At 40.8% G+C, this 23,794-nt stretch carries 20 protein-coding genes and 2 pseudogenes; 10 read left to right on the forward strand and 12 right to left on the reverse strand.

Features of this window, described 5'->3' with window-relative positions:
* Positions 1 to 218: 218 nt before the first annotated feature.
* From AC2A4J_RS08575 to AC2A4J_RS08600, 6 genes are all read right to left on the reverse strand, one after another.
* Positions 219 to 2,186: a methyl-accepting chemotaxis protein gene (locus AC2A4J_RS08575; RefSeq protein ID WP_484175668.1), complete on the reverse strand. Its 1,968-nt coding sequence runs from the start codon at positions 2,184 to 2,186 to the stop codon at positions 219 to 221.
* Positions 2,187 to 2,388: 202 nt separating this feature from the next.
* A complete protein-coding gene (locus AC2A4J_RS08580) occupies positions 2,389 to 4,734 on the reverse strand; it encodes a bifunctional diguanylate cyclase/phosphodiesterase (protein WP_484175669.1) in 2,346 nt (781 codons plus the stop codon).
* Positions 4,735 to 5,439: 705 nt separating this feature from the next.
* Positions 5,440 to 6,177 carry a substrate-binding periplasmic protein gene (locus AC2A4J_RS08585; protein WP_484175670.1) on the reverse strand — a complete coding sequence of 246 codons (738 nt, stop codon included), beginning with the start codon at positions 6,175 to 6,177 and terminating at the stop codon, positions 5,440 to 5,442.
* A 125-nt stretch (positions 6,178 to 6,302) separates the two neighbouring features.
* Complete coding sequence (locus AC2A4J_RS08590) at positions 6,303 to 7,676, reverse strand: FAD-dependent oxidoreductase (protein ID WP_484175671.1); 1,374 nt, start codon at positions 7,674 to 7,676, stop codon at positions 6,303 to 6,305.
* Positions 7,677 to 7,739: 63 nt separating this feature from the next.
* Complete coding sequence (locus tag AC2A4J_RS08595) at positions 7,740 to 9,185, reverse strand: aldehyde dehydrogenase family protein (RefSeq protein WP_484175672.1); 1,446 nt, start codon at positions 9,183 to 9,185, stop codon at positions 7,740 to 7,742.
* A 65-nt stretch (positions 9,186 to 9,250) separates the two neighbouring features.
* Positions 9,251 to 10,435, reverse strand: a complete 1,185-nt coding sequence (locus tag AC2A4J_RS08600; protein ID WP_484175673.1) for an aromatic ring-hydroxylating oxygenase subunit alpha — start codon at positions 10,433 to 10,435, stop codon at positions 9,251 to 9,253.
* Positions 10,436 to 10,795: 360 nt separating this feature from the next.
* On the opposite strand from AC2A4J_RS08600, the gene AC2A4J_RS08605 reads away from it, so the two are divergent.
* Positions 10,796 to 12,370, forward strand: a complete 1,575-nt coding sequence (locus AC2A4J_RS08605) for a BCCT family transporter (protein WP_484175674.1) — start codon at positions 10,796 to 10,798, stop codon at positions 12,368 to 12,370.
* A 175-nt stretch (positions 12,371 to 12,545) separates the two neighbouring features.
* Positions 12,546 to 13,463 carry a LysR substrate-binding domain-containing protein gene (locus AC2A4J_RS08610; RefSeq protein ID WP_484175675.1) on the forward strand — a complete coding sequence of 306 codons (918 nt, stop codon included), beginning with the start codon at positions 12,546 to 12,548 and terminating at the stop codon, positions 13,461 to 13,463.
* Here AC2A4J_RS08610 and AC2A4J_RS08615 read toward each other — a convergent pair whose 3' ends face one another.
* Positions 13,464 to 14,444 carry a LysR family transcriptional regulator gene (locus AC2A4J_RS08615; protein ID WP_484175676.1) on the reverse strand — a complete coding sequence of 327 codons (981 nt, stop codon included), beginning with the start codon at positions 14,442 to 14,444 and terminating at the stop codon, positions 13,464 to 13,466.
* Between the two features lie 85 nt (positions 14,445 to 14,529).
* Here AC2A4J_RS08615 and AC2A4J_RS08620 point away from each other — a divergent pair, with 85 nt between their 5' ends.
* Both AC2A4J_RS08620 and AC2A4J_RS08625 read left to right on the forward strand, forming a co-directional pair.
* A complete protein-coding gene (locus AC2A4J_RS08620; RefSeq protein ID WP_484175677.1) occupies positions 14,530 to 15,891 on the forward strand; it encodes an NAD(P)/FAD-dependent oxidoreductase in 1,362 nt (453 codons plus the stop codon).
* Between the two features lie 26 nt (positions 15,892 to 15,917).
* Positions 15,918 to 16,271 (forward strand): ethanolamine utilization protein EutQ, encoded by a 354-nt coding sequence (locus AC2A4J_RS08625; protein ID WP_484175678.1) that lies wholly within the window; start codon positions 15,918 to 15,920, stop codon positions 16,269 to 16,271.
* Between the two features lie 6 nt (positions 16,272 to 16,277).
* Here AC2A4J_RS08625 and tnpB read toward each other — a convergent pair whose 3' ends face one another.
* On the reverse strand, positions 16,278 to 16,490 hold the full coding sequence (tnpB, locus tag AC2A4J_RS08630) for an IS66 family insertion sequence element accessory protein TnpB (protein WP_484175679.1): 213 nt from the start codon (positions 16,488 to 16,490) through the stop codon (positions 16,278 to 16,280).
* Here tnpB and AC2A4J_RS08635 point away from each other — a divergent pair.
* The 5 genes from AC2A4J_RS08635 (at position 16,453) to AC2A4J_RS08655 (ending at position 19,138) form a co-directional block, all read left to right on the forward strand.
* The gene (locus AC2A4J_RS08635; protein ID WP_484175680.1) at positions 16,453 to 16,614 is read left to right on the forward strand and encodes a zf-HC2 domain-containing protein; all 162 of its coding nucleotides are present in this window, start codon (positions 16,453 to 16,455) and stop codon (positions 16,612 to 16,614) included. The two genes, tnpB and AC2A4J_RS08635, sit on opposite strands and share 38 nt — an antisense overlap.
* Before the next feature lie 106 nt (positions 16,615 to 16,720).
* Positions 16,721 to 17,002 (forward strand): BufA1 family periplasmic bufferin-type metallophore, encoded by a 282-nt coding sequence (locus AC2A4J_RS08640; protein WP_484175681.1) that lies wholly within the window; start codon positions 16,721 to 16,723, stop codon positions 17,000 to 17,002.
* Between the two features lie 12 nt (positions 17,003 to 17,014).
* Positions 17,015 to 17,902: an MNIO family bufferin maturase gene (gene bufB / locus AC2A4J_RS08645; protein ID WP_484175682.1), complete on the forward strand. Its 888-nt coding sequence runs from the start codon at positions 17,015 to 17,017 to the stop codon at positions 17,900 to 17,902.
* A complete protein-coding gene (locus tag AC2A4J_RS08650) occupies positions 17,895 to 18,650 on the forward strand; it encodes an HvfC/BufC family peptide modification chaperone (protein WP_484175683.1) in 756 nt (251 codons plus the stop codon). Before bufB ends, AC2A4J_RS08650 begins: the two co-directional genes overlap by 8 nt.
* Positions 18,651 to 18,679: 29 nt before the next feature.
* Positions 18,680 to 19,138, forward strand: coding sequence for a DoxX family protein (locus AC2A4J_RS08655; RefSeq protein ID WP_484175684.1), 459 nt, complete (start codon positions 18,680 to 18,682; stop codon positions 19,136 to 19,138).
* An 8-nt stretch (positions 19,139 to 19,146) separates the two neighbouring features.
* On the opposite strand, the gene AC2A4J_RS08660 is transcribed toward AC2A4J_RS08655, so the two are convergent.
* Positions 19,147 to 20,778 carry a methyl-accepting chemotaxis protein gene (locus tag AC2A4J_RS08660; protein WP_484175685.1) on the reverse strand — a complete coding sequence of 544 codons (1,632 nt, stop codon included), beginning with the start codon at positions 20,776 to 20,778 and terminating at the stop codon, positions 19,147 to 19,149.
* A gap of 160 nt (positions 20,779 to 20,938) precedes the next feature.
* On the opposite strand from AC2A4J_RS08660, the pseudogene AC2A4J_RS08665 reads away from it, so the two are divergent.
* A pseudogene (locus AC2A4J_RS08665) lies at positions 20,939 to 21,209 on the forward strand (transposase); the annotation flags it as partial.
* Positions 21,210 to 21,390: 181 nt separating this feature from the next.
* On the opposite strand, the pseudogene AC2A4J_RS08670 reads toward AC2A4J_RS08665, so the two are convergent.
* The 3 genes and pseudogenes from AC2A4J_RS08670 to AC2A4J_RS08680 form a co-directional block, all read right to left on the reverse strand.
* Positions 21,391 to 22,361: pseudogene (locus AC2A4J_RS08670) on the reverse strand (IS5 family transposase).
* Positions 22,362 to 22,478: 117 nt separating this feature from the next.
* Positions 22,479 to 22,634 (reverse strand): hypothetical protein, encoded by a 156-nt coding sequence (locus tag AC2A4J_RS08675; protein WP_484175686.1) that lies wholly within the window; start codon positions 22,632 to 22,634, stop codon positions 22,479 to 22,481.
* 106 nt (positions 22,635 to 22,740) lie between these two features.
* The gene (locus tag AC2A4J_RS08680) at positions 22,741 to 23,055 is read right to left on the reverse strand and encodes a helix-turn-helix transcriptional regulator (RefSeq protein WP_484175687.1); all 315 of its coding nucleotides are present in this window, start codon (positions 23,053 to 23,055) and stop codon (positions 22,741 to 22,743) included.
* Between the last annotated feature and the right edge of the window lie 739 nt (positions 23,056 to 23,794).

Here is a 23,794-nt window from a genome sequence, read left to right on the forward strand (position 1 = left end):
GTGACATGGTTGAGGCTCGAAGATTTAAAAAGAGATTGTCTAATGAGAGGGGCTTATTCGCATGTTCCTTAGCCGATATCAACTTAATATTATCAAATTCGAAATCAGGAACAAGACGCGATTGCTATACGAAAATAACTTGGGAGTATTCATATTTAGACATGATTAAAGGTTGCTAAAGTTAATTTTTAATCATGTCTAAATACTAGGAGCGCAATTTATTCTGTATGAAACCGAACAACCATAGAATGTAGTTCTTTGCTCAACTGGTCCTGCTTCTTACAAAGGTTTGCAACATCACCTGAGATACTAGATACACGATACGCCGCGTCACTAATAGAACCGATGTTTTCGTTAACGCCTTCTGTAACCGCACGCTGTTCTTCAGCAGAAGCAGCTGTTTGCATTGTCATATCACGCATTTGCTTCACAACCTCTTCAATTTGCTCGAAAGAAGTTAGTGCCTGATCGGATAAAGTAATCGCATTTTCTGATTCTGCTAGGCTCGTCACCATAGAATCAGAGGCTTGCTTAGTTCTACTAGCTAAAAGCCCCAAAATATTACTAATTTGCTCAGTAGACTCTTGCGTACGTCCTGCAAGTGTCCGTACTTCGTCAGCCACTACGGCAAAGCCACGACCTTGTTCACCAGCACGAGCTGCTTCAATCGCTGCGTTTAACGCCAACAAGTTAGTTTGCTCAGCAATCGCTTGTATAGTCGATAAAATTTGATTGATATTGGTAGTTTCTTTTTGTAACTCGGTTATGATTTGATCTGACTCTTTTAAACGGGCGCCTAAACGGTTAACGCCTTCGGCACTACTCTTAAGAAGGTTTTTACCAGCAATAGTGGTTTCCAAGCCTTTCTCAGAAAACTGAGCAGAATTAGCGCAACTCTCGGCAGCTTCATGAGATGCTAGAAGCATTTGTTGTCCCGCTTCTGCGATTAACTCAATTGACTGTAATTGATCCGTAGTAGACTGCGCTACTTCACTCGCTCTAGCGGAGGTTTCTGCGGCAATTTTATCTATCTGTATGCCTGAGTCTTTAATAGCAAGAATGAGTTTACGAGTTGATTCTATAAACTGATTAAACCAACTAGACAACGCACCTGTTTCATCATTGGTTTTAATGTCAATTTTAGAGGTTAAATCTCCTTCACCTTCTGCAAGAATTCTAAGGTGGTTAGAAACAGATTCAATCGGAGTAATTAAGTTTTTCGCCATGAAATAGGCGACAAGACCAAAAACTATTAATAATAAGATACATACAATAGCTGTCGTTTTGACCAATTCAACGGTGCTAGAATAAATTTCAGACGCTGGCATTAGACCAACAAACTTCCATTTTAGGTTGGGAGAGGTATAAACATCTGCGTAATAATCTACACCATCCAATTTAAAATTAATCAAACCAGAAGAGGCTTGAGCAATTTTTTGATATGCCTCACCCTTTACTTTGCTTATTTTCTTGAAGTTATTATCTGCATGGATAGCATCAACCAAAATAGTACCGGTATTTTCAATGACCATAATACTACCAGAATTACCCAACTTAGTTTTAGTCGCCATTTCGGTTAAGGTTTTGATCGATACATCAACAGCAACGACACCACCAATACCATTACCTTTCTTATATGTCTGTACCGCAGAAACATAAACGGCATCATCAGCTTCCCAATAATATGCATCACGCAAAGCGACTTTCCCTGGTGTTTCTAGCGCTTTTGTATACCAACCACGTTGCTTTGGATGCCATTCGGAGTATTCATATGTCCCAGGCCATTCCAAATAACCGTCATTATCATCTCCCATATAGACATAAACATAATTGGAATTATTTCTACCAATCGCCTTAAACATATTAAAAAGTTCAGCTTCACGACCACCATTCTGTAGTGCAACTTTATTGGGTGCCTTGCCTTTTGCTTCAAAATAGGTTGTTAATGGTTTTGCATCAGAGGTTGTGACAGGGTCACTATCTGCAATAAAACCAACAACAGACTTGATATCACTTAAAAATTGATCAAAGTTTTTTTCAACAGCGCCTAAAGTTTGTTCGCTATTTTTTGTAAAGCTTTTTAGTGCTTGGTCTGACGCAAGATAGGCGGTTATGGAACTAACAATTAACACGGGCAACACCGTGGCAATTGAAAAAGAAATTAGCAACTTAGTTTTGATGTTCATAGAATTTACCTAATTATTTTTAATACCTTATAATGTCGTTATGAAATGTATGGCCAACATTCAATAACTGACAACCAATATCGTTAATCTGTAAATGAAATTAATTTTTGAAAGAAAATGTCTATATTTATTGTCAGTACATTTATTGTTCTATATATGAATATAATTCCAAAGTATATGGGTGAAGTAATTTGATTTCTATTCATGCTTTATAGGTTATAGCTTTCTCGATGGTCATAGGTTTTGAAAAATAGTAGCCTTGCAGATAATCACATCCATATTCTATTAATAAGTCAGCTTGCATTTTCGTTTCCACACCTTCAGCGACCACAGAAACACCCAGTTTGTGTGCCATTGAAATAATAGCTTCACACAAAGATAAAGAAGAGGATTCATGATCTAATTTTTGCACAAAACTCTTATCGATTTTGAGGTAATCTATGTCGTAATTCATGATGTAGGCTAAAGATGAGTAGCCCGTTCCAAAATCATCTAAAGCAACTTGAATGCCATTTTCTCTGAAGACCAGCAAGATTTGACGAGTCTTTTCGTCCAGATTCATTAATAGGTTTTCAGTGATCTCAACTATTAAACCATTTATAAATGGTTTACCCACTATTAGTTCATCACCGTGCGTTTTTAATGCAGATAAGAATTTGAGCGTATCCTCGTGCTTTTTTGGCAGCTGAATAGGTGACACATTCACGCTGACTTGAAGCTCATTTCCATAAACAACTTGAAGTTGTGTTAATGCTTGTTTGGCTTCTTTGATGACCCATTCGCCAATTTCAATAATTTGGCCGGACTCTTCGGCAAAATGAATGAACTGGTCAGGTGAAATTTGTCCTTTAACAGGGTGTTCCCAGCGGATTAGTGCTTCGAATTTCGTAACTTTTCCCTTTTGGTTAACAATCGGCTGATAGACTAAATGAAACTCTTTGTATTTTATCGCGGCTCTCATGTCTTTAATTAATTCAATTTTATGCACGAGGGCACGCTCTAAATCCCAATTAAATCGTCTAACGTTATCGCGTCCACACATTTTCGCGTAATACATTGCTTGGTCAGCAGCACTCATTAACTCTCTAAGATTACCGCCATCATCGGGGTAAATAGCTACACCAAAACTCGCGGATAATATGACATCGCCATTGGGTAAAGGGTAAGGCTGTTTAACTATATTCTTTAGTTCTTCACTTAACATCAGAATTTGACAAAATTTGAGTTTGTCATCTTCAAACAATAAAACAAACTCGTCACCCCCCATTCGACTAATGCATTTGGCATAAGAGCAATGTTGTAATAATCGAGTGGCGATTTTTTTTAGAACTTCATCCCCAACCTCATGTCCACGCGTATCATTAATTTCTTTAAAATTATCTAAATCCAGTAGAACAAGACCCAGTTTTTTTTGCTTTTCATTAGCCTCTACTAAGGTGCTCGAAAGGATTTGGTTAAATGCATCTCGATTCGAAATCCCCGTTAAACTGTCGGTTTGGCTTTGCTTAATGGTTTTTTCTTCGGCTTCTTTTTTATGTTCTGCCATCTCAATAAATTGATCTTGTAAGCTATCCATTTCTTTCACCCCAGTAGGACGACTGGCGTGTACTTTTTCATTATTGCCTAAGCGAATGGCAAGATCAGATAGAATTTTTAGCGGCTTTGAAATGGAATTAATAAAATAGAGTCGAGCTAGAATGAGTACAATCACAACGAAAATAGTTAGGGTAATGATGATCATAATATAATGTCGATTTACAGATGCCATAGAAGTGTCAACAGCGACGCCCGTTAAAAATGTCAACTGAGTGTTACTATTTGGATCAATGATTTTATGCTCACTGTAGACTCGGTTTATACCGTCTTGACCACGCCATAAGGTGTCCAGTATAGGTGGTGGATCATACTCAATATTATTCGGGTTACTTGCAATAGTTTGGTTATTTCCATCTAGCACATAGGCAATACTATTATCAGGTAAGCGACTTTTGTTCATTAAATTGCGCCACCAATCTAATGAAATTACGACAACCGCGACACCTACTACCCGATGATCTTTATTGTAAATAGGTGACGCAAAATTGATCGCTAGATTACCTGATGCTCGATCCAACTGCACGCCACTGGAGGTAAATTGCTTTTTATTAATGGCGTCCAGAATATATTCTCGATCGCTAACATCGATCGGCTCGGCAAGAGGTGTTCCATTACAGGTTAGAATACCGTGATTGTTTGGTACACCGATATTCACATAGTGGTCGTACAAGGGCGTTAATTCAGCAATAAACCGTTGGCAAACGTCAGAGTCAGGATCTTGTACTTGAGACGTTTGAGCGAGCGCCGCTAAAAAATTGCGAGAGGAATTAATTATGTCATTTTGATTTTCTGCCGCTTGAAAAGATAAAAAACTCGCCATTTTTAGAAGCTCTTCTTTCACAATGTTGCGACTGTAGTCAAAGCTTAAATATATAAAAAAATAGCATGGTATGATTATTGATAATATAAAAACGAACAATCTACCTTTGAGAGTCTTAAATATATTTTTCATATTGTATGTGGTTTCCTCTATTTTTATTTTTAATAAGGAGGATGGGCTTAAATTTTTATATAAATTTAATGTTGAATTTTATGGTTTTATCATAATTAAAAGACGATTTCTGAAAGCGCTATTTGATTGTCATTTCATTATAGTTTTCTGTATAAAGTTTTATATTTATAATGTGATAAATTGTAATTTATAAAGTAATAAAACCTTTTATATTTAGTTGTATTTTTCTTATATATTTATATGATTGAGTATGTATTCTATGTCTTATGCCTTTTGTTTTGCAATATTTTTTTATCTTTTTTTTTGCTTAATATTTTTAAAATTTGCTTTATTGAGTATAGTGGTAGAATCAAAGTTTTCAGTTGAGATGCATCAATACCTTGGGTTTATATGAAAAAGATGGCCAGTTAAGCTCTGCTATAGCCTTAGCTTCATTGATCATAATCACGAGCAAAATCGGTGTATAAAGGACCCATAAAGGTCTTAAAGCCCGCTGAATAAATGCTGACATGAGTGTAACTGTTTAGAAAGAACAACAATCATAAGAATCAAAAAATAACCCCTCAGAAAACGGGGGGTTATCAGTAACCTGACTTAGTTAGTAGCTCGGCTTTATAGTTTTAATTTTCGAGTTTTTAATGAAGATAGAACATCGAAAATTTTTATCTTCACTTTCAGAATCAACTCAATAATAAATTCTTTATATTACTGCTGGTTAAATTCTGCAAGAATCTCATTATAACGGCCAGATATTTGAATTTCTATCAAGCCTTTGTTAAATGTATCACGCAGTTTTTCAGCTTCTGGAATAGATTTCGATATCAAAAGATATAGATCATTTTCTTCCAGTGGTGGAATCAAAATTTGCAGTTGAGATGCATCAATGCCTTGGGCTTTAGCCGCCTCCTTTGCAACAGCTAGATTGTCTGCATATAGTTGTATTTCACCAGAATTCAAAGCTTCAACCGCATCAGAAACTTCCTGATATTCTTTTAGATTAGAAAAAATAAAGTTATCAAAAGACTCACTTATCACAGAGCCTTTAAGCTTTCCTATGCTGTATTGGTCTATAGATTCAAATGAATTGTAATTTTCTAGAAAAAAGTCAGATTTTTTGATTAGACCCGTTAGTACTTTATAGATTGGAATAGAGTAGTAGTATTCTCTAGCACGATCTTCTGAGTAATAACCACCCATAATAGCATCTTTATCACCGCTTTTAACGGTGGATAGTGCGGTTTGCCATGCCGTAAACTCAATCGTGCTGTCATAGCCAGATTGAATAAAGGCTTCATTAACAATAGCCGTTATGAAGCCGCCTTTTTCTAGACTTTCTCCGTAGAATGGTGGCCAGTTCATTGTTGTAAGTTCAACTGTTTGAGCTTGAATTGTAATAGGAACAGCGATAACTAAAGCTGACAAAAAATGCCTAAATTTTTTCATATGGTTTTCCTTTTATCTTGATATATTTTATTTTTTTGCTTATTTCGGTAGCTTACATTGCAAAATTAATTTAAAAATTTATTAATTATTAGCCACACTCTATGGTTTAAAGAAAGATTATATAGCTAGGATGGAGCCGATTGTTTCAGTGATGTTTCGATTCGATCTAGCCAGTACTGACGTTCATCCCCTAATTCCTCAGATAGAACAAAGCCTTGTAATTGTTGATTATTATCAATGAACAGCGCACGAGTTCCTCTGTTTGACCTTTCAATCTGCCATTGTCCATGTGTGTGTTGAGCTGGTGGATACAAGGTTAATGGGTAGGACGTTGTTTTGATCGTGACAGGCATTAATGGATAATTCACCATCGTTGGACGACCTAATAAACAGTCGGCCAGTGCAGGTAATCCGGCATTGATCGGTGCTAAATAGGGCAATAACTGCCCGTTTATCTCTGCACAATCTCCAATTGCAAATACATCTGGTAGGTTAGTTCTCTGTCCACCGTTTATGATAATGCCACGATTCACATTGGCGCCAGCCGCACTTGCAAGTTCAGTATTAGCCTTGAGTCCTACTGCAGATAAGACTAAATCCGTTTCTATTTTATCCCCGTTTTGCAGTGTTAGTAGGTACCCTTCTTCTTTATGAATCACTGAGGTAACCGTTGTATTGAGATGCCAACGTACATCCTTTTCTTCTAATCGACTTTGCAATTCTTTACCAACCTCTTGTGGTAGAAGTCGATCTATTGGCCAAGCGGATAAACCAATGATGTCTACTTTGATATTGGCGTTAGCTAAGTCGTTGGCGAACTCGCAGCCAATTAATCCATTACCGATAATGCTGATGTGTTTTTTTCCTTCTAGCTTCTCACGAAAAATACGGTAGTCATGAAGGCTATTGATGCTGATAACATCATTACTGGCATCACCTTGAAAGGTTAGGCTGATTGGTGAAGCACCTTGAGCAAGCACAAGTTTGCTGTAGCTTTGTTCGCCAGAAGAAGTAACAAGCGTTTTGTTGTTTACATCGATACTCGTCACTTTACAATGGGTATAAATTCGAATTTTGTATCGTGCTTCTAAGGAAAGAGGTGTGTCGGAGATAAGTTCAGGCGCTTCTTTTTTACGGGTAAGCGCAGTCGACAGCCCAGGTTTTGAATAGTTATGACCATCGTCTGATGTAAAGAGGACGATAGGTGTTTGTATATCGCGTTGTCTTATTGCATCGACGAGATTGTAGCCAGCGTAACCAGCACCAATGATGACGATAGGTGCTTGCTGAGCAATGTTCGAACTGAAAGGTGTGTCAATTTTAGTGCTCTGACGAATCTCCATCATTTCGAAGTCAGCCTTACCTACTAAGCAGTCAGGGCATTTCCAATCATTTGGTACATCTTCCCAGCGAGTGCCGGGAGGAATACCATCTGCTGGCCAGCCTTTGGCTTCGTCATAAATTAGTCCACAAACGACACATAACCACTTTTTCATCATGCAGGCCTACCTTTTTTATTTTAAAGGGTTGCTACCTAGGCTGTAGCAACCTTTTGGTTAATATTATCGAGAAACACGAATAGCTACGTTTTTGGTACGTACGTAGCTGTAAAGGGCTTCCTGTCCTTTTTCACGTCCATATCCTGATAATCGGTTTCCACCAAATGGCGTTTCTACCCCTCCGGCAAACCATTCATTGATGAAAATTTGACCCGCATCCAATGCTTGAGATGCACGCATGGCACGACTTAAATCCTGAGTGAATACCCCCGCGACAAGGCCGTAATCCGTACTGTTTGCTAATTCAAAGGCTTCTTTTTCATTATCAAAAGGCGTAATAGCAATAACAGGACCAAATACTTCTTCATTAAAGAGTCGCATTTGAGGGGTAACATCTGCGAAAACAGTCGCCTCGACAAAGGCACCAGAAAGCCCGTCAACAGCGCGTCCACCACAGACAAGTCGTGCCCCATCTTCAACGGCTTGATGACAGATCGTTAGGATTGCATCTCGCTGTTGCATGGATACAACAGGTGTTAGATCTGGGTTTTCTTGACCAGAACCAATGCGCAGATTGGTGGCGAGTTCGGACACTCGTTTAACAACATCGTTGTAAATATCGCGATGCACTAATAAACGAGACATAGCAGAGCAAACTTGACCAGCATTGAAGAAAATCCCCCAGCGAACGCTGCTGAGTAATTGGTCTATATTTGCGTCTGAAAACGCGATAGCCGCCGATTTTCCGCCCAGTTCCATAATGCAGGGCACTGCATTTTCAGCAGCGTCACGCATAATAGTTCGTCCTGTTGGAACAGAACCTGTAAACACAATTTGGTTCGTTTCTTTATGAGCGACTAACGCCGCACCAATTGTTCGACCAGGGCCAGCTAATAGGCCCAATGCTCCTTTAGGTAAGCCTGCTCGTTCACAGGCTGTGGCTAATAGCGTTATGGCTAGTGGTGATATCTCTGGTGACTTGATGATAACGGTATTGCCTGCCGCTAAAGCAGGCGCGAGTGAGCGTGCGCAAATAGAAACAGGAAAGTTCCAAGGTACTATTTGCACGGATATTCCCTGAGGTTCATAAACAGTAAAGTCAATGTAGTCTTCTCCCAATGGAATAGACTTGCCTTCAATTTTATCTGTTATGCCTGCGTAATATTCGAAGTAACGTGCCGCTTCTTCGAATTCTGCTCGAGAGTCGTTTAAGGATTTGCCATTTTCGCGACATAATAAATCCGCCCCTTCATCAATAAGATTGCGAATTTCTTTACCTATACGGTACATCAATTCGGCTCGTTGAGCTGGACGTTGACGGGTCAAGAGTCCTTCTTGCACGCATTTTCTAGCAGCGTGTATTGCATCTTCTACGTCAGCTAGATTTGCACAAGCAATACTGGCAAAAACAGTATTGGTAGAAGGGTTACTGATCTCAATGCTGTCAGAGCTGTCACGCCATTCACCATCGATGAAGTTGAGCCAGTGATGGGAAGCTTTATTTGTCATAAATTTCTGTCCTTCGTCTGTCAGTGTTCAATTCAGCGTGAAGCTGTGTTGGTTTTTTAGATGGATCATTCTTTATTAATGGCGGCATATTTATCCGCAACCCAACTGTGGAAGTGATGTGTTGGGCCATCCAAAACAGGGGAGAATACACCTCCAGTGAACCCCGGTGACTGTCGACCTGCTTGCATGCCTTCAACAGCAAAAACATCTTCTCCAAATACCACTTTCCAAGCTTCAAGTTGAGAGTGACGACAAGCGGCATATTTGTCTCCGCAGGCTTCTTCTCCGACGTAGAACAAACGTAAGTTTTCAACAGTGAGGTCTTTCTTACGTGGTTCTAGAATGATGGTAAAGAAGTGATCGGCCTGAATACCTAACAATACATTAGGGTACAAAGACACGTACTCAGCATGGCGTAAGCGGTCTTTTGGCCAGCTTTCAAAACAAGGTAAATGAGTGCCAGCGACATCAGATAAATTATAGTTGTAGCTTCCTTGACCGGACATGTCGTCGTTGATAATAAGGTTGTAGTGTTGGTCTAGAGGAGAGTAGGAATTTAAACTTGGGTGAACCCAAGGAAGGTGATAGGCCTCACAGTAATTCTCTATCGCTAACTTGTAATTGCACTTCACTTCCAAAGACATTTGGCTTCCAGTGGGCGCAATGTACAAATTATCCCAGCCATCCTTACCACAAAAATCACTCCATCGATTAATGAGTGGCTCAATGTGTTCTTCAAAAGGTTTGGCATCACCCGATAGGTTGATGAAAATCATCCCCGCCCATACATGAGAGCGTACTTCACGTAGATTGTGTTTTTCACAAGAAAAACCTTCAACCTTATGGACACCAATCCCCCCAATGTGTGGAGTACCTTTGAGGTTTCCATTCAAATCGTACGTCCAAGAATGGTAAGGGCAGCGAACCATTCCTTCTACTTCTGTTTCTTCTGTTATTAGTTTTAAACCACGATGGCTGCAAACGTTGTGGAATACTTTAAAACCACCATCTCGGTTACGCATAATAGCCAAGGGAAGACCCATAAAATCAACGGGTTTAGTAAAGCCATTGCTAGGTAAGTCACTGCTGTAACCGATTGCAGCCCACGTTTTTCCGAGCACTTCATCACGCTCTTGAATGAAAAGCGCGTCATCTGTGTAAACGGCGTTGGGCATACCAACGGCCTCTGCCAAAGGTTTTCGAACATCGTCAAGAGTCGTCGTCGGGATGGTCTGAGATTTTATTATCATGTGTCTCTCTCCATGTTTTGCCCTTCTTTAAAGGCAGTCGGTTTTAAGCGTTAAGGACAGATAAATAAGGGGCTATTTATCTGTCTCGGTTTCAGTCGCTATAGTAGTGATTGGAGCAAAAAGGCAGCAAACGATATTTCGGACCGCATCTCATTACAAAAACTCATGACCTTTACTTGGAATGAATCATTACCAAATCTCATCACCTCATTCGGATAAATGATTTGATGCAGCCTATTTTTATCTAGATGATTTTCCTCCCATGCTTGTAGGCAACACTAGACTCCTGAATCTAGCTTGCGGCGTGTTATCTGTGTTTATGCATAGTTCCTAAAACAAAAATTAAATGGATACCGCACAATGAAAAATAACTCTGGTTTAAAGTGGGGAGTCGACCCTACGGTGACACTTATATCCAAAGTACTGATAATCGGCTTTGTGGTTTTTTGTGCCTTGCTAGCAAAAGAAGCAGGTGCATTTTTTCAGCAGATGTCGGACAGTATTCTTTATAACTTCAAGTGGTTTTATTTTGCGATAACGAGTGGCGTCCTGGGACTATTGATTTGGCTAATGTTGAGCCGATATGGAAATATCCGTCTTGGCCGAAATAATGAACGGCCAGAATTCAGTTATCTCTCTTGGTTATCGATGTTATTCAGCGGGGGAATGGGAATAGGTTTGATTTTCTGGTCAGTCGCTGAACCCATGTTTCACTATGCGAGTAATCCTTTTTCTGAATTAGGATTGAGTAATGAATCCGCGCAAACCGCCATGCGAATCACTTTGTTTCATTGGGGATTACACCCTTGGGCTCTGTTTATAATAGTGGCTTTGGTAATGTCCTACTTTTCATACCGTAAAGGCTTGCCATTAACGATGCGCTCGGTACTTTATCCGTTAATTGGTGACCGTATTTATGGCCCTATTGGACATTGTGTGGATATTCTAGCGGTTGTGATTACAGCTTTTGGCATTTCTACCTCCCTCGGTTTGGGGGCGGTTCAGATGAACACGGGATTGCACAGTGTGTTCGGTATTAATGTTGGAATCGTACCGCAATTATTGATAATTGCTTTGGTCAGTATTTTGGCCATTCTTTCTGTGTTATCTGGCGTTGGGCGCGGTATTCGAATGCTGTCAGAGTGGAACATGCTACTGTCCATTTTTCTGGTTGTAGTTTTGCTAGTTGTCGGTCCGACCCGATATATTTTGAATATTCTGTTGGAAAGTACAGGGGATTACTTAGGAAATATCATCGCTTTGAGCACATGGTCTGATACTCAGAATGATGGTGGTTGGCAAAATTGGTGGACTGCTTTCTATTGGCCGTGGTGGATGACTTGGTCTCCTTTCGTCGGCATGTTTATTGCCCGAATCTCTCGAGGACGCACTATTCGTGAAATGATTTTGGGCGGATTAATCGTACCGACTCTAGTGACCTGTGTTTGGATGTCTGTGTTTAGTGGTTCGGCATTGAAAATGGAACAACAGGATAGAGTAGCGCATCAAGCACAGGTTCAATCTGAACACTTAGTCGGTGATGCAGCTGAATTTAAAGGCGGGGATGTATTGTTGGCAACCAAGGCGTCGCCGGCTTCTGCGGTGTTTACTTTATTTAATAAAATGGATAAAGGTTTTACAGGTCAACTGCTGAGTATGTTAGTGGTGGTACTGCTGGCCACTTATTTTATTACATCTGCGGATTCAGGCACGCTTGTACTCTGTACTCTTACTTCGCAAGGTAGTACCGAACCTCCAATGCCGCTACGAGTTATATGGGGGGTAATGCTAGCGTTTATTGCGGGTGGTCTTCTTTATGCCGGCGGCCTTAAAGCGGTACAGACTGCTTCGATTGTGGCAGGTTTGCCAATTGCCGTTCTGATTTTAGTGATGAGTACTGGTCTTATGAAAACGCTCCGACAGGAAAAGATGTAATAGTTTAAGTGAAGAAAAGAAGGTGACATCCTAAGGTTAGTAGAGTAAAGGATCATTAACACAAAGTAGTTGGCTGATGTCTTTCTTCAGCTACCTACTAAATCCTTGCTAGACTGTCATGCAAGCAGGAGCATAAACTCCAGCTCTATATAATAAAAAGATAAGAGGTTGATGATTGAAAATTAAACCCTTACCCCCTCTCAATAGCTTAGTGGCTTTTGAATCTACTGCTCGCAATCTTAGTTTTACTAAGGCAGGGGGTGAACTCTTTGTCACTCAAGGAGCGATTAGTCGGCAGATTCGACACCTTGAAGAGTATCTTGGCCGTTCATTATTTGTCCGTTCTAAGCATGGGTTGTTGTTAACTGATGTTGGTGAAGACTATTTCTTCATCGTACAACAATCCTTGCAAATGTTGGCAAGCGCCACGGGTGAAGTCCTCCAATGTCAGGACAATAAACAGATTACCGTAGTCACCTCCAATGCTATGGCATCGCTTTGGTTATTACCTCGACTAGCCAGTTTTCAAGAAAAATATCCAGATATTGATGTTCGAATCTTTGCAAGCGACACCTTAAAAGGGCTGAGACCGTCCGAATTTGATTTGGCATTGTTTTATTGTCGTAAGCCACCAGCGGAAATGAACGCAACACCATTGTTCAGTGAACGTGTTTTTCCAGTTTGCAGTCCTCAGTTTCTTGCCAAACAAGCATTAAGTCAGCCGGAAGATATTTTTTCAAGCACGTTACTGTGGCTGGATTCGAGTAAGGACTGGTTGGGTTGGAATGAATGGTTTCAACAGCTAGATATGAAGCCAGCGTCACCGAAAGGGCGACTTAATCTTAATAACTATCCTATGCTGATTCAAGCTGCGCTAAATGGACAAGGCGTCGCGTTGGGCTGGGAACAATTGATCTCTAATTATTTAGACAGTGGTTTGCTTGTTAGACCTGTCTCAAACGAACTGAACACAGAAGCTTGTTTCTATATGTTAGAGCCCGAAATAACCTTTCGCAGAAATGCAGGGGTGGATGAGTTTCGAGTCTGGATACTAGAACTTGTGGCGGCAGAACGAATGATTAGTCACAGCTGACTATTCTTGCAGTCCCAGTGCGCTGGCATTCAACCAAGGTGTACTGGACTGAAGAGTTTGTAATACAATGTCTTGAGCTTGTTCTCGTATAAACGAAGTGAGTTCGGCTGGAATATTTCCCATCTCTCGATCACGAGCGATTAAATACATGTCACGAGCATGGCGATTATCATCCAAAGGGAGTATGTGCATACCGTCTGTGTTTTGAGCCACTTGTGCTAAACATAACGCACTGATGATGCCCCAGCAATGTCCATTCTTCACTAAACGAACAAGAGTGTGTGTGTCATCGGTTTCATAACGAACCTGTGTCAAAATCCCCATTCGTCTTAGTGCTACCTCGGTCATTGCACCAATATGAGTGTTACGTCCATATCGAATGAGAGGATATTGAAGTGCAAGGTTTTTCAGGGCTTCTCTGGGTGTTAGATGATTACTGAACATAAAACTTTCCGGTAATACCAGTAATAACGGGTCACGAAATAAAGAGTGACGCTCAAGCCCTTTCACATCATCCATTGCATCATTCGAAATTAAAATATCCACTTCTCGCTCAAGAAACGATTGCTGTAATGAAGGCGTCAGCCCGCTTCGAAGCGTTAATTGATCGATCCTAGTATTCATAAGTGCGATTAGTGAGCTGCCAAATACTTCAGAACAGGAGGTGACTAGGCCTAAGCGACATAGACTAAGCCCTTGGTGTGTGGCATCACGTACCTGACTACTAAGACGTCGCAAATCTCCTAAAATAGTATCAGCATTTTGTTTCAGCACTTGACCCGCTGCCGTAAGTCGTAAAGGTCGTGTTCGACGAACGATAAGCGTCACACCAAGGGTTGTTTCAAGTTGTTTTAAGGTTTGAGATACAGCCGACTGGGTAACCTCTAAACGTCGAGCCGCGTCCGTAAGAGAGTCCGACTCGGTAATCACCACAAAGCTTATTAGCGCTGAAGTATCTAGCAGTTGAGACGGCTTTATCATAAGTTATTCTAATTTAAATCGTTAAAAAACTTAATATAGCTCATTTAAGTAGAAATATTAATGCTCATTCGAAATAATATCCTTAATGCCGTTTCAAACAGTCACGGCGAATGTAAGCCAATGTAGTGAGTATTTAACGATGATTCTTCCCCTTTATGATAACCGTTGTGGCTGGTATGAGCAGCTTGGGATTGTGTCCGATTATCCTGAACTGAATGCTGATATTGAAGCGGATATCCTTGTCATTGGTGCCGGATTTGTTGGGTGTGCTGCCGCTCGACGAGCGGCGGAAAATAATCCAGACAGTCGGATTTTACTTATTGATGCTCTTAAGGTTGGTCAAGGTGCGTCTGGACGTAATTCTGGTTTTGTTATTGATCAACCGCATAAGCGAGATCTTGAAAGTGGAGATGAAGAGCTTAAGCAGCGAATTATAAGACTTAACCGAGTTGCTGTAGAATATTTACGAACACAAATAGAGAATTTTAACATTGAATGTCAGTGGTCCCATGCGGGTAAATATCAGGCCGCTGTCGGCCCGAGAGGCAATACGCATTTACAACACTATGAATCCTTGTTGCAAAAGGCTGATGAGAAATACCACCGTTTGAGCCAAAGTGAAATGTTAGATGCGTTCGGAACCGATTTCTACTCGTCAGCCATTTACACTCCGGGGGGAGCATTGATGCAGCCAGCCGCCCTCATGCGAGGGTTAGCTGACAATATGCCGGAAAATGTTAAGTTAGCTGAGCATACCGCGGTTAGCACAATTACTCGGGTTAATCAGGGTTTTGAGGTTGCGACACCAAAAGCACGTATACACTGTAAAAAAATCATCTTAGGTACAAATATATTTACCTCGGAACTGGGTTATATGACTGATCGTATTTTGCCAATCATGACCTTTGCCAGTATGACTGAACCATTGAATGATCAGCAAATGCGACAATATGGGGGGCAACTGGATTGGGGGATTACGCCTGCTGATCACGCTGGAACCACTTTACGAATGACCCAAGACCGACGATTAATCGTGCGTAACTCCTATCGTTATGCTTATGATTATAATACTCCACAATCCATGATTCCTATGATCACAACCCGCCATCGTAAAGCTTTTGATGCTCGTTACCCACAACTTAGCGATGTTGCTTTTCAATACACATGGGGAGGCGCCAGTGGCTTATCTGGTAATTTTGAAACCTATTTCGGGGAGCTTGAAAATAATGTGTATGCTTCTTGTTGTGATCAAAGTGTAGGAGCGGCAAGAGGCACCATTTCGGGCATGATGTTGGCGGATATGGCTTGTGGCCGTGACAGTGATTTGCTGCATGATATGAAACAAGCCTCAGGCACCCCATCTCGTTTGCCGCCCAAACTATTACTCAGAGTAGGTGTCCCTTTACGCCTTACTATGGCCCGTTTTGCAAGTCGTTCTGAAGTGTAGACTTCTTTATCAATAGGAAATAAAACATGTCAGCAAAATTGATTAAAGGCAAAAGCCTAACTTATATGCATCGTGGTGGGCCTCCGGGTAACGCGGGTGTAGCACGCGCTATTAGTACGGATTTAAGTAATACAATGGGGGCTGGAGTGGCGCATTTTGATGATTGCTCTATTAGTTGGACTGTCTTGTATGACGAAGTGATTTATGTGATTGATGGTGTTTTTCGACTGGTGACGAATGAATGTGTGCTCGAAGGTGAAGCTGGGGACATTATTTGGATACCAAAGGGTACAGAATTAAAATATGAAGGTAAAGACGCTCGTATTTTTTATGCGGTGTATCCAGGAAATTGGAAAGCAATTCAGGAAGCTGATAGATAAAAAACTTTATACTTGATTAGAAATTACACTTTCCGAACAATTTTCTAATCGTTTGTAATGAAGCCAAAAGCCATTGGTTGACCACTGAAGGATTTTGATTTTATCCCGTGCTCGACTACAAAAGATAAACAGTTGCTCAGTACAAGGTTCTTTTTCAAGGTAGTAAGAGTAAGCGACCCAAATGCTCTCGGAGAAACTAGATCGACCTTTATCAGCCAAAGAAAAAGTGCTGCTTACTCTGCATACTTCAATTTGTTCACCTTGCCGTCAGTTCGGTAAGAAAATGAAAATAATGCGTGAAATTTCAAAGGTGTATACAAAAGAAGATGACTTAGTTAAATAATAAATTTTTTTTGAAAATTAGTGTAATAAATAGATTGGGATCAGCGTCAAACAAAGCGCAACAAAAGACATTCTTGTCTTACTTTAAAAATATTGAGGATCTATCCATGAAAAATGCAAAACTATCTTTATCGCTTGCTCTTGGTACTACTATCGCCCTTTCTGCTGTTGCTGTTGCTGTTCCAGCTGAAGCGGCAAGCAAAGAAAAATGCTACGGCGTAGCGCTTGCTGGACAAAACGACTGTGCTGCAGGCCCAGGCACATCTTGCGCAGGTACATCTAAAACGGATTTTCAATCAAACTCTTGGAAATTAGTTCCTGCTGGCACTTGTTCAGATCTTGAGTCTAAAACGTCTTCCACTGGCCACGGCCAATTGAAAGCCTTCTAAGACAGATAACACATGTTATCTCTGTCTACACAAAGCCAAGGCGCATCTGCGCCTTCGAGCTTTATACAAAAAACGGGCGTTAGTCTAAAACCTTCTTATTATCACGACGTTCTCGACACCCTTCCAGCGCTTGGTTTTTTCGAAATTCACGCCGAAAACTATGTAAACCTAGGTGGCCCAGCACGACATTATTTGCAAAAAATTCGTGAGTTCTATGCGTTTACGGTACATGGCGTTGGTTTATCAATTGGAGGAGAGATGCCACTTGATAAACAACACTTAAACCGTGTGGCTCAACTCGTAAATGACCTGGATCCAGAGGTCTTTTCCGAACATCTGGCATGGTCGACACACGACAACGAGTTTTTGAATGATTTATTACCCGTGGCCTATAATCAAGCGGCATTAGATCGTGTTTGCGGTCACATAGGTCAGCTTCAAGACGTATTAAAACGTCGCGTCTTAATCGAAAATCCATCGACTTATTTTGAATTTAAGAGCAGTGACCGTAGCGAAATAGACTTCATCCGAGAAATGATACAACGCACAGGCTGTGGAATTTTGCTCGACGTAAACAATGTCGAAGTATCCTGCTTTAATCATCAAAGTAACCCATACGATTATATTAATAGCTTCCCTAGTGCCGCCGTTGGGCAAATTCATCTTGCCGGGCACACTTTGGACAACAATTCTATTGTACCATTAAAAATAGACAGTCATGACCAACCTGTTTGCCATGACGTCTGGGATTTATACCGACACACCTTAATTACCATGGGGGATCGCCCGACATTAATTGAGCGTGATGGCAATTTACCCACTTGGGCTGAATTACTGTCTGAAGCACAGCAAGCCGATACGATAAGAGCCGCTATCCGACAGGAAAGCAAACATGAATAAGCCTTTTAAAGCCACCTTACTTAATCAAGACAATGCTTTCTATGAAGAAGTTAAAGGCCATTCAAACGCTGAAAAAGAAGCTCGTTTCAATGTTTACCGTAACAACGTATTTGTGTCTTTGATAGATGCTCTAGCGGATATTTTTCCTATCACGCAAACGCTTGTCGGTGAGGACTTTTTTCGCGCTATGGCACGAGAATACATTCAATTTAATCCCCCTAAAACGCCTGTCATTAGCGACTATGGAGACAATTTCGCTGATTTTGTTCGTCATTTCGAACCCGCGAAAACGGTGCCTTTTTTAGCGGACATTGCCGCACTCGAATTTAATCTCTTGGCGCTTACTAATGCACAAGAGTACAAAACACTTGAATACGCACAAATTTCAGAGGCATTTAATAACGCCTCTGACCCAGAAAAATTGCGTCTGCATTTACCACCAACCACACAAATTCTTGTTTCCCCTTTTGCAATAGGGTCAATTTATCTTGCACACAAAGGCACAGACAACCATTCGTTAGCGGATATAAAGATAGATAAAAGCGAGTACTTGCTGCTATCAAAATCCCATCTTCATGCGGAACTTCATATTATTTGTCACGCCGATGCCATTTTTATTAAACACCTAATGCAAGCGAAACCTCTAGGTGAAGCCATACCAGACGATGAACACTTTGACCCCGGCACCAGTTTGGCAAAGCTCATTGATTGGAAATTATTGACTCAAATCTCTGAAGCCAACGCCTAAGAGTAAACGAATAACAATAAGGGAAAACCATGCTACAAACAGCAGAGAATATATTTAGAAAAATACCCGAGTCATTGCTTTTATTCGTGGCGCGTTTTGCCATTTCTGCGGTATTTTGGAAATCTGGCCAAACCAAAATAGAAGGATTTTCTTTGGATATTATTGCTATGGAAGCTCAATTAGGCTTGCCTCATTTAAAAGACTCCACCTTGTTTTTGTTTGAATATGAGTACAACTTGCCGCTTATATCACCAATGATCGCAGCGACCTTAGCAACCTTGGTGGAACATATTTTACCAACGCTAATCTTAGTTGGTTTATTTACTCGCTTCGCTGCATTTGGTCTAGCAGGTATGACATTAGTTATTCAGCTTTTCGTTTATCCTGATGCTTATCCAACACACGCCACATGGTTAACAATTGCGCTATTAATCATGTGGCGTGGTGCTGGTGGATTCTCTTTAGATCGCTTGTTTTTTAAATGCTAATCAGCCTATCACTTAGTCGGCAAGTTGAAGGTAGACGTTGCTTCATGAGTTTGCTCTGCGGCGCCGGATAATGCGTCGGTGAGCTTACTCAAACGTTTTGATGTCTGCTCATTATTGACCGTCACCTCAACAATACGAGTCACATGTGCTGCAATATCATTTGCTTCTCTTGCCTGCTGTTGAGCTAATTGCGACAAACCATCTAAGCTTTCTAAGGATTTAGCAGAATCTGCCTCTAATTGGCTCAGAGGTGCTACAACATCTTCAATTTGCGCAACGCCGTAACGCATTTTTTCTTGGCCTTGCACCATTTCATTAGATATCTGCAACGATAAACTGCTGATGGTTGTTATCACTTTATCAATGGATGAGGTCACCTGTGCAGTATTCGTTGCCAAATTTCGAACTTCATCGGCCACCACCGCAAAGCCTCGGCCACTTTCCCCCGCTCGTGCGGCCTCGATAGAAGCATTTAACGCCAAGAGGTTGGTTTGTTCTGCCACATTACGAATGCCGTTTACAAACTCAGTTACCGTCATTGCGCTTTTGTTTAGCTCAGCAACAGCTTTAGACGTTTCTTCGATATAAGCCGCTACAGCGGTAATATCCGTTACAGCAGAGGTAATGACTTTCTTACCATGCTTCGCCAAATCATGAGCTGCTTCAGCCTGATTACGCGATACGCTGACATGATCGGCCATCACATTCGCAGCATTAGATAATTCTTTTACCGAGCCTTGAATATCGCTTGCCATCACTGCTTGAATATTAGAACCTTTATTAACATCAGCCACATTGGTGCGAATCTCGCTAGCCGCTTCGACAACGGTTTTTGCGCTCTTATCGATTTTATCAATCACACCTGCCAAGCTAATCTGCATACGTTTCACGCTATCTAATAACTGACCAATTTCGCCTTTCTGCGTTGACGTAATGTCTTGCGATAGGTCTCCATGAGCAAATTTATCCAATAGCGCGATAACATAATTAAGCGGATTAACAATGCTGCGAGAGATCAAAACGGACATGATTAAAACCATTAAAACGGTCAGAACACCAACACCAACCGTCAACCAAATGGCCAATTCTGATTCAGACAAAACTTCCTTCTGACGCTCTTGCATCATATTGCGTTCGTATTCGGACAGCGCAGAGGCTTGCTTTAAAAACGTTTGTAGCTCATTACGAGTCGTGCCAGCCATCAATTTTTTGGCATCATCAAGTTCACCGAACTCTAACGCCTCTACCGTCGCTTGAAGCGCTGCCTGATAGACTTTACGTTGTGTTTTTAATCCTTCGATGCTCGCCTTATCTTTCGGGGTTTGTACCAACTGAGCCATCTTCTCTAGATTGGCGTCTAAGCTTTTGTTGCGCTCATCAATTTCTTTATAAATCGCCACCCGAGCATTTCTCTCTTCCAGTACAAAGAGCAATAACAAACGGCTTGCCAAACTCTCTGCATTCACATTGAGCTCGCCAGTCAACTCTACCAAAGCCGCATTCTCATCTACTATGCTGCGGATATTGCCAGACAGAAGCTGAAAACGACTGACAGATAACACCACTACCAATACTAACAATACCAACAAAACCAAATAACTCGCCCTGAGACGACCACGGATACTAGCAAAACCCAGCATAGAGAAACCTCTTATGAAATATGAAAGAGACGAGAAGTTCGTCTAATCTGATATAAGTATATTAGACGTAACCCTACCCATTTTTATTACAAATAACTAAGGAATATGCGAATAAGTCTCTGCCATGAGATAATCTCTTTTTAAGTCATCGAGCCCAACCATGTCACACCAACTCACTTTTGCCGAAAGCGACCTCAACAACAAACGACGTAAAACACGTAAGAAAATTGTCCTTTCTCACATGAATAAGTTGATGCCTTGGGAACAACTAGAAGCGGTCATTGAGCCTTTTTATCCCAAAGCAGGCAATGGCAGAAGAGCTTATCCACTCTCAACCATGTTCCACTCTCAACCATGTTCCATGTTCCATGTTCCATGTTCATTTCATGCAACATTGGTATAACGTTAGTGATCCTGCGATGGAAGATGCTTAGTATGAGATCGCGTCCATTCGTTTGTTTGCTGACTTATCGTTGGGGATGCTACCAACAAGTCAGATAATTCTGACCTGGCTTGCTCCGCATCCCAACAATTCTTAAAAAGTGCCAATTAGCCGCATTTTTACGTTATGTAGGCTGCTCTAAGCAGCTAAAAAACCGTCATTTGGACGGGCTATCCCCGCGCAGACCGTTTCATCTGATCTGTTCGTAACAGATTTCCAAGCGCAAACAGTACGGCGAGCTTGTTGTCATTTTTAGACAGGCCTTTGTAGACGGCTTTGCGGAACCCAAACTGACATTTCAGAATTCTAAACGGATGCTCGACTTTTGCTCTGATACTCGCCTTTAAGTATTTTCTTTTGATTGTCTGCTTATTTTTACGAGGGTGCTTTTTCCAAGAACGTGTCTTGCTAGGTACCGCAGCCACTAAACAATCGACTTTCTTATCCTTTGTTTCTAAGCGCTTATCTACGCCTCGGTAGTCCTAGTCAGCCGATACAAATGCTCATTACCATGAAGAAGCTCTAGTAGTTAGTTTAGATCGTGTTCATTGGCAGGCGTCGTGGTGAAGCTATGCACCAGACCTCGTTTTGCATCCACACCGATATGAGCCTTTAACCCGAAGATCCATTGCTTCCCCTTTTGAATTTGGTACATTTCGGGATCACGGGAATTTGATTTATTTTTGGTGGAATTCGCTGCCTCAATGATTGTTGCATCCACAATCGTCCCTTCTTTAGAGTAGATACTGGAATCAGATAGCTATTTGTTTACTTCTTTAAAGAGTTTACGACCCAGTTTGTGCTTATCAAGCAAGTGACGGAAGTTCATGATGGTCGTGTGGTCTGGGATTGCGCCTTCTAATTATAAGCCAGCAAACAGTCGCATAGAGGTAATCTCGTAAAGGGCATCTTCCATCGCTGGATCGCTCATATTGTACCAGTTCTGCATAAAGTGAATGCGTAGCATGGTAGCTAGAGGGTATGGACGCCAGCCATTGCCAGCTTTAGGGTAAAACGACTCAATTTGAACTTCAAGCTGCTGCCATGGAATCAGTTCATTCATCCGACCAAGGAAAAGCTCTTTGAGGGTTTTACGGCGTTTACTGGTGAATTCGGTATCTGCAAAGGAAAGTTGGTTCATGGTCGATAGGGGGGAGTCAGATTAAGTCAGCTAGATTGTCTCATGTTGTCGACTTAATCGGATGTTCTCTAAGGGACGAGTTAAAACTAAATTATGTTTTTCATCAAGTAAGATGGATTAAATTATAACAGCTAAGGCAATGATCGCTTGCAAATTTTTTCCACTAACACCGGATCTAACAATAGAAAGGTAATCTGTTGAAGACATGATATTAAACCCTGAAAAAAGGCTATTAATAAAGTCAAGTTGTGATTGAGGTTCTAGCGTTTTCATTTTGAACTCCAAAATCATATTTCTTTTTTGCTAAGTTTAGAGGTCGTTGGCCATGTAACGTCAACTTAAGAACACTAATTTCCGTTGTAATATTCGCCTCCATATTCTAATAACCCTTTCCATGGAGCATCCGATAGCCTTTTTTGTTCATCAGAGTGATCAGGCTGTTTGTGCGGTAAAGATGTGTTGTTTCCATCACTTTAAGAACAGCTAAAACAGCATTCAGCTTTTCTTTTGGGATCAGCATGATGTCGCTATTTAGACCTTGGGCAATCAGTTCAAGTATATCGAGTCTTGGGTTGCTCTTTGTTTCAAGCCGTTTGTACTGCTGCCTAGAAATACCAATACGCATAGGCATGTCATTCTGCTTGAGTTTCAGTGCTAAACGACGATTTTTGATTTGCTGTAGTAGATTTATCATAAGGAAACTAATAAGTTGCTATTTTTGTTTATGGCAACTAAAGAGTTTTTTTTCGGGCTTAATGATTAGTGTAAGTGGCATAGAGGTAGTCGTTGATAATTCCAATAGCCTACTATTCAAATCATGGTGTGGTTTGAATGTTGTGGATAATCTCATCACCACCTTTATAAAGACTAAGTTGGTGAAAGTTGCTATAGAGGAAAATTGAACGTGAAAGCTGGGTGGTCTTGAGCAAATTATTTTATGAATTGGTCTACAAAATAATACGTTATAGGTTATTTTTTGTAGACCTTTTATAGTACTGAGAAGGCTTTAATCCCAGTGAGATTCAATTTTACTACGAATCAAAGTAACAAAAATGTCCAAAAATGTGCTTTGATTCAAAGCAATTAAAGTCATGCATTTATGACTATTTTTGCTTTTAAGGCATGGGCTAATTTGAGATGCTTTGATTCGAAGGGTAGAGGTCATGGGTCAAGATGGGATCAAAATGGGCCAAAATCCCCTGATATAGAGTTTTATTGTCTTATATTGCTTTGATTCAAAGGATGTGTGTTTACTAAGGCATTGAATATATTATATAAAGTAGTTCATTGCCATGTGAGGGAATATTCAGAGTAACCTTGACATGGTAGAGGTCAGCAGTTCGAATCTGCTTAGTCCTACCACTTTTCTTTAAAGTAAAATTATACTTACTACTTTCCTGAATTAGAGAGTGTAAGTTACGAAAGCCGAACCC

It is taken from the genome of Marinomonas sp. ATLA20, assembly GCF_057180105.1.

Coding starts and splice junctions, on each gene's coding strand:
- AC2A4J_RS08605 (WP_484175674.1), top strand. CDS start 10,796: ATGAAAAATAACTCTGGTTTAAAGTGGGGAGTCGACCCTACGGTGACA.
- AC2A4J_RS08680 (WP_484175687.1), bottom strand. CDS start 23,055: ATGATAAATCTACTACAGCAAATCAAAAATCGTCGTTTAGCACTGAAA.
- AC2A4J_RS08675 (WP_484175686.1), bottom strand. CDS start 22,634: ATGAAAACGCTAGAACCTCAATCACAACTTGACTTTATTAATAGCCTT.
- bufB (WP_484175682.1), top strand. CDS start 17,015: ATGTTATCTCTGTCTACACAAAGCCAAGGCGCATCTGCGCCTTCGAGC.
- AC2A4J_RS08600 (WP_484175673.1), bottom strand. CDS start 10,435: ATGATAATAAAATCTCAGACCATCCCGACGACGACTCTTGACGATGTT.
- AC2A4J_RS08595 (WP_484175672.1), bottom strand. CDS start 9,185: ATGACAAATAAAGCTTCCCATCACTGGCTCAACTTCATCGATGGTGAA.
- AC2A4J_RS08615 (WP_484175676.1), bottom strand. CDS start 14,444: ATGATAAAGCCGTCTCAACTGCTAGATACTTCAGCGCTAATAAGCTTT.
- AC2A4J_RS08590 (WP_484175671.1), bottom strand. CDS start 7,676: ATGATGAAAAAGTGGTTATGTGTCGTTTGTGGACTAATTTATGACGAA.
- AC2A4J_RS08650 (WP_484175683.1), top strand. CDS start 17,895: ATGAATAAGCCTTTTAAAGCCACCTTACTTAATCAAGACAATGCTTTC.
- AC2A4J_RS08635 (WP_484175680.1), top strand. CDS start 16,453: ATGCTCTCGGAGAAACTAGATCGACCTTTATCAGCCAAAGAAAAAGTG.
- AC2A4J_RS08585 (WP_484175670.1), bottom strand. CDS start 6,177: ATGAAAAAATTTAGGCATTTTTTGTCAGCTTTAGTTATCGCTGTTCCT.
- AC2A4J_RS08580 (WP_484175669.1), bottom strand. CDS start 4,734: ATGAAAAATATATTTAAGACTCTCAAAGGTAGATTGTTCGTTTTTATA.
- AC2A4J_RS08625 (WP_484175678.1), top strand. CDS start 15,918: ATGTCAGCAAAATTGATTAAAGGCAAAAGCCTAACTTATATGCATCGT.
- AC2A4J_RS08640 (WP_484175681.1), top strand. CDS start 16,721: ATGAAAAATGCAAAACTATCTTTATCGCTTGCTCTTGGTACTACTATC.
- AC2A4J_RS08575 (WP_484175668.1), bottom strand. CDS start 2,186: ATGAACATCAAAACTAAGTTGCTAATTTCTTTTTCAATTGCCACGGTG.
- AC2A4J_RS08660 (WP_484175685.1), bottom strand. CDS start 20,778: ATGCTGGGTTTTGCTAGTATCCGTGGTCGTCTCAGGGCGAGTTATTTG.
- AC2A4J_RS08620 (WP_484175677.1), top strand. CDS start 14,530: ATGCCGTTTCAAACAGTCACGGCGAATGTAAGCCAATGTAGTGAGTAT.
- AC2A4J_RS08655 (WP_484175684.1), top strand. CDS start 18,680: ATGCTACAAACAGCAGAGAATATATTTAGAAAAATACCCGAGTCATTG.